At 48.9% G+C, this 18,211-nt stretch carries 13 protein-coding genes; 2 read left to right on the forward strand and 11 right to left on the reverse strand.

Annotation, left to right across the window (positions count from 1 at the left end; translation table 11 throughout):
• Positions 1–253 precede the first annotated feature (253 nt).
• The 8 genes from GC130_RS01915 to GC130_RS01950 form a co-directional block, all read right to left on the reverse strand.
• Complete coding sequence (locus tag GC130_RS01915) at positions 254–1,561, reverse strand: efflux RND transporter periplasmic adaptor subunit (RefSeq protein ID WP_226940363.1); 1,308 nt, start codon at positions 1,559–1,561, stop codon at positions 254–256.
• Between the two features lie 15 nt (positions 1,562–1,576).
• Entirely contained in the window at positions 1,577–3,100 is a 1,524-nt protein-coding gene (locus GC130_RS01920; RefSeq protein ID WP_226940364.1) for a TolC family protein, read from the reverse strand.
• 5 nt (positions 3,101–3,105) lie between these two features.
• Positions 3,106–6,444 carry a hypothetical protein gene (locus tag GC130_RS01925; RefSeq protein WP_151996565.1) on the reverse strand — a complete coding sequence of 1,113 codons (3,339 nt, stop codon included), beginning with the start codon at positions 6,442–6,444 and terminating at the stop codon, positions 3,106–3,108.
• Positions 6,441–7,331 (reverse strand): ABC transporter ATP-binding protein, encoded by an 891-nt coding sequence (locus GC130_RS01930; RefSeq protein WP_151996566.1) that lies wholly within the window; start codon positions 7,329–7,331, stop codon positions 6,441–6,443. The genes GC130_RS01925 and GC130_RS01930 overlap by 4 nt, the downstream gene beginning before the upstream one ends.
• Before the next feature lie 306 nt (positions 7,332–7,637).
• A complete protein-coding gene (locus GC130_RS01935) occupies positions 7,638–8,324 on the reverse strand; it encodes a GIN domain-containing protein (RefSeq protein WP_151996567.1) in 687 nt (228 codons plus the stop codon).
• A 5-nt stretch (positions 8,325–8,329) separates the two neighbouring features.
• Positions 8,330–8,686, reverse strand: coding sequence for a GntR family transcriptional regulator (locus tag GC130_RS01940; RefSeq protein ID WP_193217732.1), 357 nt, complete (start codon positions 8,684–8,686; stop codon positions 8,330–8,332).
• 1 nt (position 8,687) lies between these two features.
• Positions 8,688–9,485 carry a hypothetical protein gene (locus GC130_RS01945; RefSeq protein WP_151996569.1) on the reverse strand — a complete coding sequence of 266 codons (798 nt, stop codon included), beginning with the start codon at positions 9,483–9,485 and terminating at the stop codon, positions 8,688–8,690.
• Entirely contained in the window at positions 9,475–10,305 is an 831-nt protein-coding gene (locus tag GC130_RS01950; protein ID WP_151996570.1) for an ATP-binding cassette domain-containing protein, read from the reverse strand. Before GC130_RS01950 ends, GC130_RS01945 begins: the two co-directional genes overlap by 11 nt.
• 5 nt (positions 10,306–10,310) lie before the next feature.
• Between GC130_RS01950 and GC130_RS01955 the strand changes: the two genes are divergently transcribed.
• The gene (locus GC130_RS01955; RefSeq protein WP_151996571.1) at positions 10,311–10,667 is read left to right on the forward strand and encodes a hypothetical protein; all 357 of its coding nucleotides are present in this window, start codon (positions 10,311–10,313) and stop codon (positions 10,665–10,667) included.
• A gap of 227 nt (positions 10,668–10,894) precedes the next feature.
• Entirely contained in the window at positions 10,895–11,254 is a 360-nt protein-coding gene (trxA, locus tag GC130_RS01960; protein ID WP_151996572.1) for a thioredoxin, read from the forward strand.
• 105 nt (positions 11,255–11,359) lie between these two features.
• On the opposite strand, the gene GC130_RS01965 is transcribed toward trxA, so the two are convergent.
• From GC130_RS01965 to GC130_RS01975, 3 genes are all read right to left on the reverse strand, one after another.
• Positions 11,360–12,844, reverse strand: a complete 1,485-nt coding sequence (locus GC130_RS01965) for a mandelate racemase/muconate lactonizing enzyme family protein (protein ID WP_151996573.1) — start codon at positions 12,842–12,844, stop codon at positions 11,360–11,362.
• A 253-nt stretch (positions 12,845–13,097) separates the two neighbouring features.
• Positions 13,098–14,615: a SusD/RagB family nutrient-binding outer membrane lipoprotein gene (locus GC130_RS01970; protein WP_151996574.1), complete on the reverse strand. Its 1,518-nt coding sequence runs from the start codon at positions 14,613–14,615 to the stop codon at positions 13,098–13,100.
• A gap of 11 nt (positions 14,616–14,626) precedes the next feature.
• Positions 14,627–18,193: a SusC/RagA family TonB-linked outer membrane protein gene (locus GC130_RS01975; protein WP_151996575.1), complete on the reverse strand. Its 3,567-nt coding sequence runs from the start codon at positions 18,191–18,193 to the stop codon at positions 14,627–14,629.
• Between the last annotated feature and the right edge of the window lie 18 nt (positions 18,194–18,211).

Consider the following 18,211-nt stretch of genomic DNA (forward strand, 5'->3'; position numbering starts at 1 on the left):
GGCTTTTGCTACCCGACCCGGCGGCTGACGGTTTCCTTCGCACTTTCCATCGCTGCCGTACCGACGCCTAATATTCCGACTTCCGACTTCCGTCTTCGGTCTTCCGTCTTCCGTCTTCGGTCTTCCAACTTCCAACCTTTCGGGCGGCTGACGGTTTCCTTCGCACTTTCCATCGCTACCGTACCGACGCCTCATTCCGTCTTCCAACTTCGGTCTTCTCACTTCGGTCTTCCGTCTTCGGTCTCCTCACTTCCTACTGAATCACACTTACCTTGCTCTTATTCCTCAGCGTTTCAAAGCCGGTGACCACCAGGCGGTCGTTGACTTTCAATCCGCTGATCACTTCAATCACATCCTGGTTTTCAAGTCCTGTGGTGATCTTCTTTTCTGTCGCAATACCATTCTCTACCGTGAACACCACTTTGCCATCCTGGCGGGAGATGATGGTTTCCTTGGGGATGACGATGGTGCTGTCACGCTGCTCAGAAAGAATGGCTGCTTTGATGAACATGCCAGGGCGGAGCAGCTTCTTGTCGTTATTGATCTGCAATACGCTTTGGAAGGTCCTGGTTTCTGTGTCGATGACTGGCGAGATTTGGCTGATCTTTCCAATGATGGTGTCGGTGGCCAGGTTGTAGTTGGTGATCTGCACCCGCTGATTGAGCGTTACCTCTGGCAGGTGTTTTTCGGGCAGCTTCACATCCATGAGCAGGTGTTCGTACTCCATTACCTTGAAGAGCTCCTGGCCCTGATCGATGCGGACGCCATCGGTATGGTAGGGAATCGATACAATCACCCCGGTAAATGGCGCTTTTACGAACATTTTGGCTTTCTGGATCTCCGCATTTTCGTAGGCGTATTTCGAATTTACATAGTCAATTGACGCCTGGTTGAGTTCTGTTTGGGTCACGCCGCCCTTTTCAAATAGCGACTTCTGCTTATTGAGATTGTTTTCTGACACCTCCAGGCTGAGCTTCTTTCCGTCGAGCTGCAGGTTGTTTTCAAACTCCTTGTCCTCCAGCCTGATGATGACCTGACCCGCCCTTACCATGTCGCCCAGCGCAAATGGCCTTCTGGTGGCCGGATTGGTTTGCAACCGGTAAATGCCAGTGAGCTCCGACTTGATGGCGCCTTCCTTGGAAGAGTAGACAGTGCCTGTGGTTTCGATAAACCTGGATATTGACTCAGGCTTGATGATGGTCACAGAAACGGGAATTTTTATCTCGGTCTGGATATTCGATTCCTCGTTGTTGCAGGATGCGAAGGTGACGAGCATGGCAAGTGCGAGGATGGCATTTTTTAAGTACTTCCGCTTGATGATGGCAGTGGGGGCCTTCCATACCCCACCGTCATTCAGGGCCTTTAGCATAGGGTAGCGGGCAGCAAAGGCCCGTCCCGGGGGGTAGGAATCTCCTGCCGGGGGATCCTCACGCCATTTCCCCAACCGCAGTATCCGGGGCTGAAATGGCTCAGGATGACGGCGGACGGTGGGTGTATGGAAGGCCCCGTCGACCATTCCGTTCCTATCTTGAAATCCGTTTTTATATTCTATCTGTTGCATGGTCACTTGTGGTTCTTAATTAGAATTAGGAATTACTGGTTGCTGATTCTCAAAATCGTAGAGCGACAGGATCTTCATGTTCAGCAACTCAATTTTATAGTTGATCAGCGCACTGGCCAGCGCACTTTTCTTGTCCGACAGCTGGCTCTGGAAGCGGTTGAGGTCGATGCTGGTCAGGTCACCATTTCGGTACCGCTCCAGATTGATCTCGTAGGTCAACTGCGCATTCTTTACGTTTTGCTGTGCTATTTCGATTTGGTTCTCCAGGTTCTGCAGGCTCCGGTATGTCTTCCTGATATTGATAATGATATCATTCTTCTGGTTTTGCAGGTCTACTTTGGTGATCTCCAGGTTGGCGTTGCTGGCCTCCATGCGTGCCTTGTTTTCGCCCCAGTCCCAAATTGGAATAGAGAATGAGATTGCCACCCTTGGGTTGACAGTAGGCGAATCGTATACCTGCGGGGCATTGATGTTGTCACCAAAGATCCCCATAGAGAGTGCCACTGCTCCTTTGAACTCGTTAAGCGATTTGGTTCTGGTCAGCTCAAATTGTGAGCGTTCAATATCTATCGCACGCTGCCTCAGCTCGACCCGATTGCGCAGGCCCATCTCAATGGCCTGGTTGAGGTCAACTTCCCGGGTCACGAACTTGATGTCGACCTGCACGGCAATCTCTTCGTCAAGGCCGATGCCCAGCAGGAGCTTTAGGTCGTCCGCAGCATTGTCAAGCGTTACCTGGTTGTTTTCCAGGGTGGACCGGGAGGTGGCCAGGTTGAGCTCGGCCTGGTACAGCTCTTCCATGGCGAGCAGGTCGGCGTCTACTTTGTTTTTGGTGATTTCGTAGCTGATCTCCTGGTTTTCAAGTTCTGCTTTGGAAATCTCCAGGCTGTTCTGACTTTGGTAGAAGGAATAGAAGGTCTGGGTGACGTTTCGCTCCAGCGTAAGCAACTGAAGAGCATTGCTGATCTGTGCGTTCTCCAGGTTGAGTTCCAATTCCCGTGTTTGCAGCTTGTTTCGGTTGTAGGTGAAAATGGGCTGGTCTACCTGCAGGTATAAATTATTGCTATAGGTCTTCGTTCTAACATCTTGAAATTCAGAGTAGTTATCCCTGTATCCAAACCTATTGATCAAGGAGACCGTGCCATCAGTAGCAGAGATGGGCTGAGAAACCGAGAAGTTGGCGAAGGAGTTATAGTCCTCGTTGGTGTTCCAGCGGGAGACCAGGTCGTTGAACAGCCTGGTTCTGTTATAGTCGAACGGCGTCACGTCCAGGCCAAACCTCGACTTCATCGCCAGTCGCTGAGCATCCAGGCTTTTTCGGTTGCTGAACAGGTTGAGCCTGGATTTCTTGATATCCGGGCTGCTGGTCTGGGCTATCTCAATCGCTTCGTCGAGGGTAAGCACCCGCTGGGCAAAGGCCCTCTGTGCCGACAGCAGACTCAGCACGATTACCGCCACTATGGCTCCAAGTATCAGGAGGGGCCGCTGGAAAGCATTTGGTCTCATAGGATTCGCTTTTGTTTGTCTGTTAAAGCTCATATCGTTTATTGTTTCACCCATTTCACGGCGTCGGCATACACAGTTCCAAAGTCGCTCTCGTTGGTGAGTACTACCTTCCCACCAGTACGACCGAAGTAGTAGGAGCCCAGGTAGTTCCAGCCAAACTCTGCTTTGGAAATATTGAATTTGATATCGTCGGTGCCGTCGCTATGGTGGATTGTATAATCGTAGTTGAATTGCTGGTTATTGTCGTCCCGTCCGTTGAACTCATTTTGGTTTTTGCCCATCATGTACACGTAGACGTCGTAGAAGCCTTCGTCCTGCAGTGTGACCTCCCAGGTGGCCAGTTTGTCGCCGCCGCCCGCTCTTGTAAAGTGAGCCGACAAGATGGACTTACCGTAGAAATTGGAGCCTGTGGTGGCTCTCCACTTTGAGCGGGAGCGGTGCCAGCTACCGAAGTACTTTTGATCAGAAGGGCTTTTACTATCGAGATAGGCCCTCAGGTAGGTCGGCTCTACAGGGCTGAACGTGCTGAACCCTGGATCTTCATTGTCGACAATCACTTCGCTTTGGCTGGTGGCTTCGGTGGGCGGTAGCACCTTTTCCCCTTCGAAGAGCGTGGTCAGCTTACGGGGACTAAAAGTGCCCGTTGACATGGTGATCACCGAAGGAATATTCCTCGAAATAAGTGTATTGATGGTTATCTTTTCTGGCTTCTCATCCAGCACAAATCCCAGCTGTTTTGTTTCGCCCAGTTTGATCACTGAAAGGTAGCCAGGCACTTCCTCTTTTACTTGCTGGGCCTCTCTTCGCCGGGAAAATTGATTGTCGTTTCCACCGTCATCAGCATTGAATTTCACCTCAATCACTCCATCATTGTCGCCGGTGTTTTTAATATCAAGCAGCACCTGATAGCGCTTTCTGTCGCCATCGAGCACTTCAAACTTTTGTACATTGTCTATTTCAAACGCTGGTTGTGCGGTGCTGAAATACACCTGTCTGATTACCGGGTCAATGTCGAGGCCAAAGTGTTGCTGCAGCGCCGCCCGAAAATCACCGTAGCTGGTGAGCTGGCGCTGGTGGCCGTTGATCCAGTTTTGAACAAAACCCTTGAATTCATCTTGCCCCAGCAATTGCCCCAGGTAGGCAAACAGGTACTGGCCTTTCAGCGAGACGGACTTATTGATTTTGTTGAAATTTGTTTCGCTGGTCAGGATTTCGTTGATCATTGTCGTTCGCAGCAGCTCGTTACATTCTTCTTCAAAGGAGATCCCATTCATGTTTCTGGAATAGTCATTCTCCGTCTGAAGGTCTTTTCTCAGAAAGCTTGAAATACTGCGATTGAGCAGGGGCCAGTCACGACTCACTACACCGGAATTGTAGCTATATAGCTGGGGAAAGAGCGAGTAGTCAGGCTGATCTTCATCACGATTACCATAAAACCATACGGTTCCCGACTGTTTGGTGAAAACCTTCTTGATCAGGTCTTTGAAAACGTTGGCCTGCTTTTCCTTGTCGCTCAGCACCTGGTTGTCCCGTTTGGCTTGCTCGTCCATGTCCTTCAGCTGCCTTCTGAAATCAAACTCCCGGATATCTCCGCCTTCTTCCGGCCAGTATACCGTTTCTGGTTGCAGATAGGCTTGCTGGTTTTCGTATATTTTATTGTAGGCAGCGAACAATAAGGGCGTTTCCACAAACTGCAATCTGCGAAAAGGGTAGGTGAGCTTCTGGCCATCCTCGTACTCATTCACAATATCCCTGATGAGCAGGCCAAGGGTGTCGGTCAATTGCCCGAGGTACTCCGAGGTGTAGTTGTCGTCGGGGTATTGATAGACTGCGTAAGTCACGCTGTCGACCGTGATTTCTTTTTTCTCGTAGGCGCCAATGGCCAGCGATATCTTCGGAAGTGGATATTCGGGCTGAAAACGGAAGACGTTCCCGTCTGTGATAATCTCGCCCTGGGAGACGGCGGTTTGGCTTTCTTTTACCTTTACCTCCAGCTGAAAGTCGATAAACGACGTTCTTTCCTTTCTGGGTGACTCCCGGCTGTAGCCAATCTGTGTGTCGGGGTACCAAAGCACGTCAGAGGTCAGCAGCACATAGTCTGGCTGCAAATAGGCGTATTTTTTTGGCAGGGCAAACATCAGGTAGTCCCTTGGGAACTCGTACCGCTCCTGATCCACTTCAAGGTGGGCCACCGACTCCCAGATAGCACCCTCGTAGCTGATTTCTACATCTGCTTTTTCGCCTGGTTGAAGTGTTATGGCATTATTGATTGAAACCACCTGCAAATGCCGTTCAAAGTCCACTTTGGTATCATTCACGGTCAAGCTGCTGATGTCGAGGCCCGGGTTCAGTGTGAAATAGAAGCCTGCCAGGGGCTCACTACGGTTATTCTTTACCGTTAAGGCGGAAGTGGATATGAGTTTGTTTTCAACCTGCTCAAGGTGAATGAGGTGGGCGAGAATGTCCACGTTCGGCACCTCAGCCCACTGTCCATTAACAGCAATCATCTCTTGCCGCAGCGCTATGGGCGTTTCCCGCAGGGCAACCAGCCTAATCATGATGACGGCAGCGGCAGCAACCAATACCATTCCAACCAGCCCAGTGAGCAGCTTCACCCTTTTGTGGCTGGCGAGGCGGTCAAGGAAGAAGGCCGTAAGGAACAGAAAAGCCAACCCGGCCACCAGGTAGAATGCCCGCTGCCATAAGGCGAAATTAAGGTGGGCAAAGCCGGTCATCTCTGACGCTAACATAGGCAGCCGGAAGGCCATGAAGTCGAGGATGTAGGAGAACTTGTCGAAGTAATAGATAAGCTCTACAGCCGAAAGGCCCAGCAGCAGCACAATGGTGATGGGCTGGTTGCGCAGTAAGGTCACAAACAAAAAGGCGATGCCCGTTGTGAAAATGACGGATGGCAAACTTATCAGCAAGGGATAAATGACGAAGGCCAGCGGATTGAAGGCAGTGTTAGGGTTGGTCAGGTTGACAATCAGCGGAATACACAGAAGCAGCAGGTTCAGCCAAAAGAACAGGTTGAACAGGGCCAGTGCTTTGCCCAGCACGTAATCGAGGTTAGAGATCGGGCGGGCGAAGAATACCTCGTTGGTGTCGAGTTTCTTGTCCTTCTTGATCAAACCAGTAGCCAGGAAGACCACAGCGGCTGCCTGCGCAATGCTGATCATGACCATGGTGGTGTAGGGCATCATCCAGCTATTGGAAAGCTCAAACCGCCGGGGCTGGTCAATTTCTGAGAAAATCGCCAGGTTAAAAATGACCACGAAGCCAATACCAGCCAGCGACACAATCCGGAAAAACCAGTTGCGCCAAACCACTTTCGATTCGTAGCGGGCGATGGTCAGTATGTTCGATACAGCACTCATACCAGCGAAACGCCCAATTGATTTTCCATAAAATAGACGTAGGCGTGTTCCAGGTTAGGATTTACATTTTTTGCCTCCGGATGGGGCTGATTTGTGGCAATAAGTTGCGCTTCCCACAGGCCTTCCACGGGAATTGTGGAGACTACCGAATACTTGTTTTTCAATGCTGTAAACTCTTCATCCCCAAGCGTTACCTGCCAAACGTGCCCACGCACCTGATCGATCATGCCCTCCGGCGAGCCTTTGAAAGCTACTTCTCCCTTGTTGAGCATAGCCATGTTGTGACAGGTACTGCTGATGTCACCCACAATGTGGGTGGAAAGGATGATGGTAACGTCTTTCTGACTGAGATCGGACAGGATATTCCTGAAGCGGATCCGCTCTTCCGGATCAAGGCCTGTGGTGGGTTCGTCAATCACCAGCAGTTTGGGGTCGCCAATCAAAGCCTGGGCAATGCCCAACCGTCGTTTCATACCGCCAGAGAGCTTGTTGGCCATGCGCTCCCTCACGTCGAGCAAACCCACCTGATCGAGTAGGTAATCCACTTTGATGAGCCTGTCTTTCTTCTTCAGGTTTGTCGCCAGTCGGGCAGCGTAGTCAAGAAATTCCCAAGTCTTCAGTTTGGAAAAAAAGGTAAAATCCTGTGGAAGGTAGCCAATCATTGCCCTGATCTTTTGGCGGTGCTCGTTGATGTCCATTCCTTCAATGAGAATAGAGCCAGAGGTGGCGCTTTGCAAGGTCACCAGGGTGCGCATGAAGCTTGACTTGCCGGCGCCATTGGGCCCCAGCAGGCCAAACATGCCGCTGCCGATGTCGAGGTCGACGTTGCGAATGGCTGCGTGACCGTTGGGATATATTTTTGAAAGCCCTCTTATTTCAATGTTCATCAGCTACAGTTTGCTTACAATAACGTGAGCTCGACATAAGAATGTCGTCATTCCGGAAAATATTGGCCTAAAATCAAAATGGGCCAATATTTATCCGGAATCTCATATGTCTTGCGGCGGAGATTGCGGATAATTTTCTTCAGATGAGAAAAATATCTGAAGAAAATTTCCGCAATGACGCACCTCGGTAATGTTATGTTACATTCTTATGTCAAACTCACGTAACAATAGGTGCTTGTTTTCTTTCTGAGATTACAAGCTTGGTTGTCTGGAATACGAATTCAAATCGTGATACACAGTCCGCCCTTAGTCTTGGATTTGTATTTTGCTGCTTTTGTCTTTAGTGAATTGTATGTCGTCGACCCCGTCAAGCCTTAAAAAAGAATCATTAAGTATGCTGCCACGAAGCTGCACAACCGGTGACCAGATCATCACTTTCGAGTGATCCATCTGCACTGATAGTAGGTTTACACTTAAACCACTGGCATCAAGGTTTGCATTGTCTGACGCTGCTATGCTCAGGCTCGTTACATTGACATCTCCATCCATTCTGATGCTGCCGCCGGACTGAGTAATTGACAGCGTCGGCTGACTGAACTTCGTTATACTGGCAGATGCCCTGGTGGCTTGCAACCCTCTGAATGTATTTTCGGCCACATAGACAGTCACCTGAACCGGCTTGCCACTGATAATTTCGTTGATTTTGAGGTGCAAAGTGTCTCCTGTCATCTCGTAATTGAGACTCGATAGAAAACTACCATCAATGCTTTTTACTTCTATGTGCGGCTCGTTCGACGAGCTTATGGTTACCCTGAGTTCCGAGTCTGACAGCACAATGTACCCGACGTTGCCAAGGGGTGCTTTTTCAACTTGCACTTCCGTACCACTCAAATCTCTTTTGTATCCCCGGAGCCTCACCTCGGTGAATGCTGCCATCATATAAATGAGGATGAATCCGAAGAACCCGATAAGTATCTTATTGCTGAGCTTCATGGTGGTCATTTTAAAGTTTCAATGTGTTTTTTCAATTCGCTTGACGTAATGCCAAGCATGGCCGCATGGCGCAGGAAGTCGGGCAGTACCTTGCTGAAGAACTCCTGCTTCTTACTTTCGAGAATAGTCTTTTGAGCGTCTTTGTTCACAAAGTACCCGATACCTCTTTGATTTTCGATGATGTCCATGGCTTGTAATTCACTATAAGTTCTCATGATCGTATTGGGATTGACCCCCATTTCTGCCGCCAGCTCCCGCACGGAGGGAATCTTCTCCCCAGCAGGAAACTCACCACTCACCACCTTGTCGGTGATGGTGTCTGCGATCTGCAGAAAAATGCTTTTACCGTTTTGAAATTCCATACTACACCTCCCTTTCTTTAAGTTTCCTGTAGGCCACAAATAGCATGACCGCATTGGCAATGATCACCGCCAAAGCGAAGAAGCGAAAAGCAGCACGCTCACTTGTTGGCACGAGCCACATCCCTTCTTCAGGATCAGGGTGATATTGATTGAGACCCAACGGTTCTGCCACCAGATAAATGACCGTAGAGTAGAAAATGACGATGACAGCCACCGAAAAAAGTGTTTTGACCAGGGGCTGCTTCGAAAATATGGCAGCACCGGTGAATGGAACCACAAAAAGCAACAGCGCCAGGCCAGTGATCATTGTACTGAACCAACCGACAGAGTCAATCCCATTTGGCATTTCCACTGCAACCAGTTGTTGAATGCCGATAGGGTCGAAGGAAAATTCAGTGAACAGCGTGAAGAAGTATCCCTGTAGGTTAAAAGTGATCCAAAACAACAACGGAAGTGCCAGCAACATGAGTCCGATTCTGGTGACCAATTCGAACACGAATTTTTCCGCCAGCGATGCAGGCACCAACAGGTAGTTCATAGTGCTTTCTTTCGAACGAAAAGCGGGAAATGAATAGCCCACATAGAGTAGCCCAAACACAATCACGAACCCAATAAGGAATCCCCTGAAATTGTCCAGATCATGAGGTCGAAGCCCCTCGCTGGCCTGAACGAACGACAGCAGGATAAACACCACACCAACATAAGCCCCTGCGGAAAAGCCCAGCAGTTTGTTGTTATGAACAAAGTGCTGCCTGCACAGCAGCAGGAAACGACGGCTGTTAAATATATTACTGGACATAGCTTTTCAATTTTTCATTGCCATTCAAAATGGCGTTAAACAATAATTCAATGTCTACAGACGAGCCGCCATTCACCTGAGGTGTGATCACCTTATAGCCTCCGGGCACCATTTCACTATACAGGATGTCGTCTCCTTCAGCTGTTGAGCCGGTGGAAAAGTGAAGTTTGGCGGAAATATCGAAAAGGTCTTTCTGCATGATAAACTTTCCACTGTCGAGCATGATGATGCGGTCAATCAGGTTTTCCACGTCTTTTACCTGGTGGGTGGAAATAATGACGAGCTGGTCTTCATCCAAAGCTCCCGCCAGTATCCTGCGAAAGATGGCTTTAGAGGGTATGTCGAGCCCGTTGGTAGGTTCGTCCAGCACCAGCAGCCTGCATTTTGTAGAAAGTGCGAAGCAGATCAGAAACTTCTTTTTTTGGCCGTAGGAGAGCTTCTGTAAGCTTTCGGTTTCAGGAAGCTCAAAGTCTTTCAGCAGCCTTTGGAGCAGTGCGCCATCAAACCTGGGGTAGAAATCCGCATTGGCTTTGATGAAATTGGCAATGGAGATTCCTGGTAGGTAGAACTCCTCCGATACGAAAAACATGTCCTCAAGAAAGGAGGGTTGTCGCTTCCCAGGCTCGTAATTGTTCACGTTCACTGTGCCGCCGTCGGGGAACAGCAATCCGATCATCAGCTTCAATAGCGTGGTTTTGCCGGCGCCGTTCTTGCCCAGCAAGCCAACGATGCTGCCTGCGTTGATCTGGCAATCGAGCTCCCGAAACAGCGGTCGGCGCTTGTTGCCATAGTTAAAGTTAAGTTTCTTGATGTCAATCATTGTATGTGATTTACTGTATTACGTCACTAGTACGGTACAATGGTAGAAAAGGTTTTTTGGAAATGCAAAAGGAGGGGGAGTTTTTTAAAAAAGGTGGGAAGTGGGAGAAAGAAGACATTCGGATATTCAGACGCTCGGATGTCCAGATAGGAGTCGGGAGACGGGAGAGCGAACACCGGAGTCGGGAGAAAGAAGACATTCGGATGTTCAGACGCTTGGATGTTCAGAAAGGAGTCGGGAGAAAGAAGACATTCGGATATTCAGACGCTCGGATGTTCAGAAAGGAGTCGGGAGACGGGAGATCGGAGAGCGAAGACAGGAAGACCGGATCGCATGCAAAGCCGGCAAGCCTGACAAGTTAGTGAAGATCTTGTTGGTCGTTTTAATTGAATATTATATCACGCATAGGAGGCGCAAGTTTGCTGGAGCAAACCGCAAAGTCGTTATATGCTATGCTTCGAGCCTTAGCCCCTTGATGAACGGAAACAGGTTTTATGATGTTGATTCTGCTTCTTCGGCTTACGTGACATGTGTCACAAAATTCAATTAGAAGAACTAGTACTTTTGTAGAAACTTAAAACAAGCAACCATGGCAACTGTAAAACTGACTGCGCAGCAATTCAAAGACGATGTTTTTGACTATACCACCGAAAAAGAGTGGAAATTCAAGGGTGAAAAGCCTGCAATTATTGACTTCTACGCCGACTGGTGTGGGCCCTGCAAAATGGTAGCACCGGTGCTTGAAGAACTTTCCAACGAGCACCCTGAAGTGATTATCTATAAAGTTGACACTGAGGTGGAGCAGGAGCTGGCAGCGGTTTTCCAAATACGAAGCATTCCCAGCATGCTCTTTATACCCATGACAAAACAGCCTATGATGCAGGCTGGTGCTTTACCCAAGCATACGTTGAAAGAGGTCATTGAAAAAGAGTTGGTGGCTTCTGCGTAGGCCACGAGCCCAAAGGTCTCGTAAAAGAAAACTGCACAGGATCGCTGTGCAGTTTTTCTTTTACTATAAAAATAACGACTTTATCCCTTTTGCCTGATCTGATGCTTAACTCCAAGTCCTGTCATGAGAACGCTTGGCATCCCATTCCTTGGTCGGAGCAAAGTAGGAGGTATCACGGGCATCAAGGTGTTGTTTCACCACATCATCTACTAACTCAATCCCCAGCCCTGGTGCACTGAGGGGAACCGGGGCAAAGCCTTTGTCAATCAGCTTTCTTCCGTCTGTGGTTTTTACCATGCCTTCCCACCACGGCAGATCAACGGAATGGTGCTCCAGTGCCAAAAAGTTCTGAGTGGCAGCAGCGCAATGCACGTTGGCCATAAAAGACACAGGTGTACCGGCCTGGTGCATGGCCATCGAGATGCCTTTTTCCTCGGCATAATCGCCGATGCGCTTAGTTTCGAGAAGTCCACCGGAAGAGGCGAGGTCGGGATGTATGATGTCTACGGCATGGACGTCGATCAGTGGCTTGCAGTTTTCCAGTAGATAAATGTCTTCACCAGTGGTAGTTGGCGTTTCCAATGCGTCGGTAATTGTTTTGTGTTGCTCGGTGTATTGCCAGGGCACCATATCTTCAAGCCAGGCAAGACGGTATTTTTCGAGAGACTTACCCAAACGAATCATATTGTTGAGGTCAAAATGCCCGTAATGATCGGTAGACATTGGAATTTCGTCTCCCACCACGGCACGGACGTCCGCCACTCGTTGGGCCAATATTTCAAATCCCTTTTCCGTTACCTGGATGCCGGTAAATGGGTGCTTTGCATTTGCGTACGACATAAAGTCACCTGAAAATTGAGAACCATTCGATCTCCAAAACGCCTGGTTAACCAATGTTCCTGGAATATCTCTCAACACATTAATGGAAACATCCATTTTCAGCCAGGTATAGCCCTGGTCGACGGTACGGTACTTTACTTTTTCCTTGAAAACTTCCAGGTCGGGTGACTCCGGCGTGTCGGCATAGATTCGAACGGTATCCCGATACCTGCCGCCAAGTAGCTGCCAGGCGGGCACATTGTAGGCCTTGCCACACAAATCCCAAAGCGCCATTTCTACTGCACACACGCCGCCTGCCTGACGTCCTTGTCCTCCAAACTGCTTAATGATCTTAAACACCCTTTCTACATTGCACGGGTTTTCTCCCAGTATCCTGCTCTTGAGCATCAAAGCATAGCGGGGGTCTGCCGCATCTCGCACTTCGCCAAGGCCGTAAATGCCCTGATTGGTGTCGATGCGGATGATAGCCGTGCCTCCCATAACGCCTGTAAGGCAATAGCGCATGTCGGTAATTTTTAGATCGGAGGGAGCAGACGCCTTCTGAACTTTGGAGGTCGTTTGCGCCATGCTGTCTTCAAACGACAGGCTCATCAAACCAGCGAGCGACAAACCTCCCAGAGCAGTTTTTTTTAGAAAGCTGCGTCTGTTATCGGGCGTTTCCGCATTGTCAATTTCAGTCTGGCGCAACAGCGCAGCATCGCTCTCCCGCTGCTTATTCTTTTGGATGATTTCTTGTAATATGTTTTTCATGGGGTTGTTTTGTTATTTGGATGATCTTTTGAAGCAATTCATTGGGCATTGAATGCATGGCAGTACCCGGTAATGTTCTTTAGGAACTTACTAAACTGCATCTGTTCTTGCTGACTCCAGCAACTATTTTACAAGATTGTGAGGGGTGCCATATATTTTGTTTTGCCACTCTTAGTTTTGGCGCTTACAAACGAGTCAAAATAGTTGGGTTGTAAGAGGTGTTTACAATCAACCTCTTACAGCCCGGCTATTTTTATTTATCCCACCATACCCTGGTTTCAAGGTCATCGGCCCCCTGTGCGGCAATGGCTGCATTGACCTGCTCAGTGTTCACTGAAATTTCAGAGTTGGGGTATGTGAGGCGGTTGATGAATGTTACTTCCCTTCCCGGAAAAGGATTCGGTGACAACGCTGGGAAACTGCTCCGCCTGAAGTTGGCAAATGCCTCTGGCCCGTTCAGGAACGAAGCAATCCAATATTGCGTGTTGATTTGTTCCAGTTCTGTACCAGCACCTAATGGATTTGCAGCCAAGTAGGTGTCTCTATCGGTTGCAGCTACAGCTGAAGCGGCATCAAAAGTAGCCAGCTGATCCATGTGTGCACTAATGCCCGCTGCAAAGTACTGGGCTGCGGTGCCAGAGGTAATCCAGCCCCTGAACCTCGCTTCTGCGAGCAACAGGTTAGTCTGTGCTGCTGTTACCAAAAACGCTGGAGAGGCCAATTTGGCCATCCTGCGACGGTCAACCTGGCTGTAGTCATAAAAACTGGCTAGCCCGTCGTCTTCTGCGGCACCTGTCACTGTTCCGTTGTCATGACCCAATGGCATGCCGATTTGGTCGGCCGCTGCTTTTGAGCCCACTTCAACCACTTGTGTGGGCCCAGAGGTGGCACCTACGTAACGTATGGCTATGGCCGACAGGCGAGGATCATTTGTAGACTGCAATGCATCAACAAATGGTTTTGCCAGGTAGAAATTGGCTGCTTCGGTAGAGTTCAGCGTATTCCCCATAGGGTTGGCATAGTTGGCGTCATGCCTGATAAATGCATTGTTGTCATTGGTGAGTATTACCCCGCCGTTGAAAGCTGCTGCTACAGTGGATTGCGCTGTTGCGGGTGAAACTTCACTAAGTCTCATTCCAGCTCGAAGCATCAAAGAATAGCCAAATTTTCTCCATTTTTCCACGTCTCCGCCAAAAAGCACATCCGCTCTTTCCACTCTGCCGCTAGCGGTCAGCGCAGCAGATGCCTCCTGGAGTTCTTGAATTATTTTCGGATAGATCGACTCCTGGGTATCATACGCCGGGAAGAAAATCTGCGTGTTGTAGCCATCTCCTCCTTCAGAGTAGGGGATGTTACCGTATGTGTCGGTGAGTACCATGAAGGCGTTGGCTTGCAGAATTCTTGCCATGCTTACGAGGTTGATTCTTGCAGGATCTCCACTGGCTTGCGCAATTACGTCCTTGGTGTTTCGAATGACATTTCGGTAATAGTTTTGCCAGTTTCCCTGGGTGGATGCCCGGTTGTCCTGATTGTAATTGGCCCCGGTAAGCACACCAGAGTTGGGCGTCACTATTTGCTGTACAATTCCAATTTCATACACAAGCTGTGCGGTTTGAAAGGAAGAGTTAAGAACGGCCCTGTTCAGTATAAAAGCAGGGTCGATGGCCGTTGCAGCCGTTTTGCTCTCGTTCATTTCGTCAAAATCCTTGTCACACGAGGTGATGAAGACAAACGAAAGAACAATTAGAAAGAGTCTATTTATGTTTTTCATGATAGGGCTGATTAAAATTTAACATTTAGGTTGAAACCCATGCTTCGGGTAGTGAGAAGACCTGGCGATTCCATACCAACCAAATTGTCGGAACTGTAACCAAAGCTTTCGGGGTCAATGTTGTCCACCCATTTTTTCAGCAGAAACACGTTGTTGGCAACAAGGTTGAGTCGCAAACCTTTAATAAATGAGCTGGGCTCAAAGAACCTGGTAAAGTCATAACCTGCAGTTATTTGGCGCACCTTCCAGTAGCCTCCGTTGTACACCACAGGCTCAATAAGTGCCTGAGACCTCACTATTTCCCAATAGGACTGAACAGGCGCCACCACAGCGTTCACGTTACCGTCGATGTCAACGCCATCGCCCACAACTCCGTTCTCTCTGCCTTCAAGCGTAGCTTTGTGAAGTCCATGACGGTAGGCATTGAAGTTGGTGCCAGATAGCATCTTGTTTCCCAACTTGAAATCGATGAGGAAGGATACGCTTACGCCTTTGTAATTAAAGGCATTGTTAAAGCCGCCAACCCACTTTGGAAGTGCGCTGCCAAAATTAACCAACTCCAGGGTTCTCAAAGGCAGACCATTCGTTCCAAATATTTGACGACCGCTGTCATCCCTTCTGTAGCCGAAGCCGGCAATCTGCCCCATTTCCTCGCCCACTATTTGCCTCAATTCTCCATTAAACACGTGGGTACCCACGGTGATTCGTTCTCCCGGCGTATCCGTTAGGAGACTGAGTACCTTGGTAATATTGTAGGCACCATTAAAGGTAAAGTCCCAGGAGAAGTCACTTGTTCGGACAGGACTGAAATTGAGCAACATTTCAATACCCTTGTTTTGGCTTTGGCCGCTATTGATACGTGAATCGACAAAACCAGAAGCATCAGATATTTGAGCAGAAACGATCTGGTCAGTAGTTATTTTTTTGTAAACCGCTAAATCTAACCCAACCCGATTGTTGAACATTTTCAGCTCAATACCCAGCTCGGTTTCGGCAATTTCCATTGGCCTTAGGTTCGGGTTAGGCACTGTGCTGCCGTTTGAACCACCAACGGGCTGACCTGACCCCGACGGGTTGAGTGCTAAATTGGAATTAACGCCATAAAACAGGACATTGGAGTAGGGGGGCACGTCGGTGTCGCTACCCACCCTTGCGTAAGCAGCTCTAAACTTGCCAAAGTTTAGCCAGCTAGGTGCGTCAAAGGACTCAGAAAACACATAGCTAGCTGATACTGATGGGTAAATAATGCTTCGGTTCTCTTCAGACAGCGTGGAAAACCAGTCGTTACGAAGCGTTGCGTTCAGGTAAACAAAGCGCTTGTAGTTCACCTCGGCAGACCCGTACAGCGAATTCACGCCTCTCTCAGACAAGTCGTAAAGTGGATCCTTGGCTCTTCCGTTTTGAACCGTGTAGAGATCTCTCACAACGAAATCGGTCACCTGCACGCTATTAAGATCTGACCTTCTGTACATCTGGTTGCCACCAGCAGTGATGTTAACCCCGATGTCACCAAATTCTTTGGTTCCAGAAATCAGGAAGTCGGAATTGATCTCTCTAAACCTCCGAGAATCCTGCGTATACAGACCATTGACGAAGCCAGCCGGCGCCGTAGCACGTGATGCCTGCCCTGTGGGGAAGTTGTTGTATTCCTGGTCACGAGACCAGTAGTCCTGACCTACACGCCCCTGCACAAAGAGCCAGTTCGTAATGTCATATTTGACGGAAATATTGCCAAATATTCTGTCACGACGGATATTCTGAAACTGATCCGACAAAACGAAATATGGATTTGTTCTGTTTCTAAAGCGTGAGTAAACGAACTCATTCCCATCCGCATCGTGGCTATTTGCCTTCAACACATCCAGAGGCATTGAATTGGACATCGCCATCAGAGAGGTGGGAATGGTGTTGTCTTGCTGGCCGACGTTTGGTGGGTTTTTGTTGTACTCGTTGGAGTAGTTGATATTTCCCTTGAAGCTTAGTTTATCGGACAGGTCGTAGCCAAAGCCAAGATTAATCGTTTTTCTTTCGTAGGTGTTGTTGGGTACTATTCCCTGGCTGTTCATGTTCGCAAACGACAGGTTGAGGCCGCCTTTATCAGAGTTCGCAGCCAGAGATACCGTGTTGGTCAGGTTTTGACCATTTCGGTAAAAGTCTTTAAGCATTCCTCTTTGAGGCTCATAAGGCACTGTCAGCCCGTCAAACAACACATGTGTCATGCCTGGCTGAAATTTCTCACCGAACGACCACTGGCCCGACGTGGGGTTGGCTGTTGTAGGACGTACACCGTTTTCACCCTGACCATATTCGTATTGGTAGTCGGTGAAGTCGAGAGGTGTGTCGTTGGTGTAGTTCATGTTGTAGGTAACGCCTAGACCTTTGGCAGTTCCCCTTGATTTGGTCGTGATCATGATAACCCCATCCTTTGCACGAGAACCATAAAGGGCTGACGCTGCCGCTCCTTTCAACACGGTCATGCTTTCTATGTCATCAGGGTTGATGCTGGAGAGCCCGTCTCCACCATCGGAAGTGTTTCCGCCGCCTCTCACGCCAATTGAGCTGTCAGACCCGGAATTACCAGGGTTGCTGCCAAAGTTTGTATTGTCGATGGGTACGCCATTAACAACGATGAGAGGGTTGTTTTGACCGGAAATAGAAGACTGGCCACGGATGCGGATCTTTGACGTGCCCGCAGGGCCGGTTCCAAGGCCAGAGATGCTTACACCAGCGATTTTGCCCGTCAGCGCATTCATCATGTTGGGCGTTCTGTTGATTGAAAGCTCATCAGAGTTTATTGTTGATGTAGCATACCCGAGGCTTTTGGCCGATCTTTCCAAGCCAAGGGCAGTCACTACCACTGTCTCCAGCGACTTAACGTCCAGTTGCAGGGAAATGTCGATCACACTTCTTGCACCCACGGTCACTTCTTGTGTAGCATAACCGATGGCAGAAAAAACCAATACAGTATTTTCGTCGGGCACTGAAAGTGAATACTTTCCGCTTGCATCAGTAGATGTTCCACTTGAAGACCCTTTCAGGATGACGTTCACACCCGGAAACCCATTTCCATTTTCATCCTTTACGGTGCCACTTACTGTGAAATCAGGCTGGCTTTCCCGTTTCTGTTTGCGGTTTGATTTTCCGAAGACCTTAAAATCGAGGTTGGTTGCTGGAGAGGTTACACCGGCTGAAAGATCAGGTGCCTTCGACGTTGAGGCTGACTCTGATAGCCCGGCATTCCTGAGGCTCTTTAAGGAGATAACGTAAAAACCTGAGCCTGCTTTTTCATAGTAAAGCTCTGTTTCACTCAACAATTCACCAAGCGCTTCCTCTACGCTTCGTATGTCGGAGGACGGTGCCTGCACTTTCTTGTCTTTTACCCATTCATCCCGGTAGGCAATTGACACATTGAACTTCCTTTCCAGCTGCTCCAAGCCCTTTTCTAGTAAAATGGACTCAGACTCGGTGTCCGCAATCGATTGCGGCCTAAAAGCTGACGCAAGTACGTTTTCGTACTGTGAGACTGCCTGATGTGCCACCAAACAGGTAATAAAAACAATCAGATAAAGCTTTCTCATAATAGTTTAAAGTAGGTG

The sequence above is a fragment of the Imperialibacter sp. EC-SDR9 genome, assembly GCF_902498805.1.
GTDB lineage: Bacteria > Bacteroidota > Bacteroidia > Cytophagales > Cyclobacteriaceae > Imperialibacter.

Bases quoted from the DNA above. Each gene is read 5' to 3' on its own strand.
- GC130_RS01915 (WP_226940363.1), bottom strand. From the start codon at position 1,561: ATGCAACAGATAGAATATAAAAACGGATTTCAAGATAGGAACGGAATG.
- GC130_RS01920 (WP_226940364.1), bottom strand. From the start codon at position 3,100: ATGAGCTTTAACAGACAAACAAAAGCGAATCCTATGAGACCAAATGCT.
- GC130_RS01925 (WP_151996565.1), bottom strand. From the start codon at position 6,444: ATGAGTGCTGTATCGAACATACTGACCATCGCCCGCTACGAATCGAAA.
- GC130_RS01930 (WP_151996566.1), bottom strand. From the start codon at position 7,331: ATGAACATTGAAATAAGAGGGCTTTCAAAAATATATCCCAACGGTCAC.
- GC130_RS01935 (WP_151996567.1), bottom strand. From the start codon at position 8,324: ATGAAGCTCAGCAATAAGATACTTATCGGGTTCTTCGGATTCATCCTC.
- GC130_RS01940 (WP_193217732.1), bottom strand. From the start codon at position 8,686: ATGGAATTTCAAAACGGTAAAAGCATTTTTCTGCAGATCGCAGACACC.
- GC130_RS01945 (WP_151996569.1), bottom strand. From the start codon at position 9,485: ATGTCCAGTAATATATTTAACAGCCGTCGTTTCCTGCTGCTGTGCAGG.
- GC130_RS01950 (WP_151996570.1), bottom strand. From the start codon at position 10,305: ATGATTGACATCAAGAAACTTAACTTTAACTATGGCAACAAGCGCCGA.
- trxA (WP_151996572.1), top strand. From the start codon at position 10,895: ATGGCAACTGTAAAACTGACTGCGCAGCAATTCAAAGACGATGTTTTT.
- GC130_RS01965 (WP_151996573.1), bottom strand. From the start codon at position 12,844: ATGAAAAACATATTACAAGAAATCATCCAAAAGAATAAGCAGCGGGAG.
- GC130_RS01970 (WP_151996574.1), bottom strand. From the start codon at position 14,615: ATGAAAAACATAAATAGACTCTTTCTAATTGTTCTTTCGTTTGTCTTC.
- GC130_RS01975 (WP_151996575.1), bottom strand. From the start codon at position 18,193: ATGAGAAAGCTTTATCTGATTGTTTTTATTACCTGTTTGGTGGCACAT.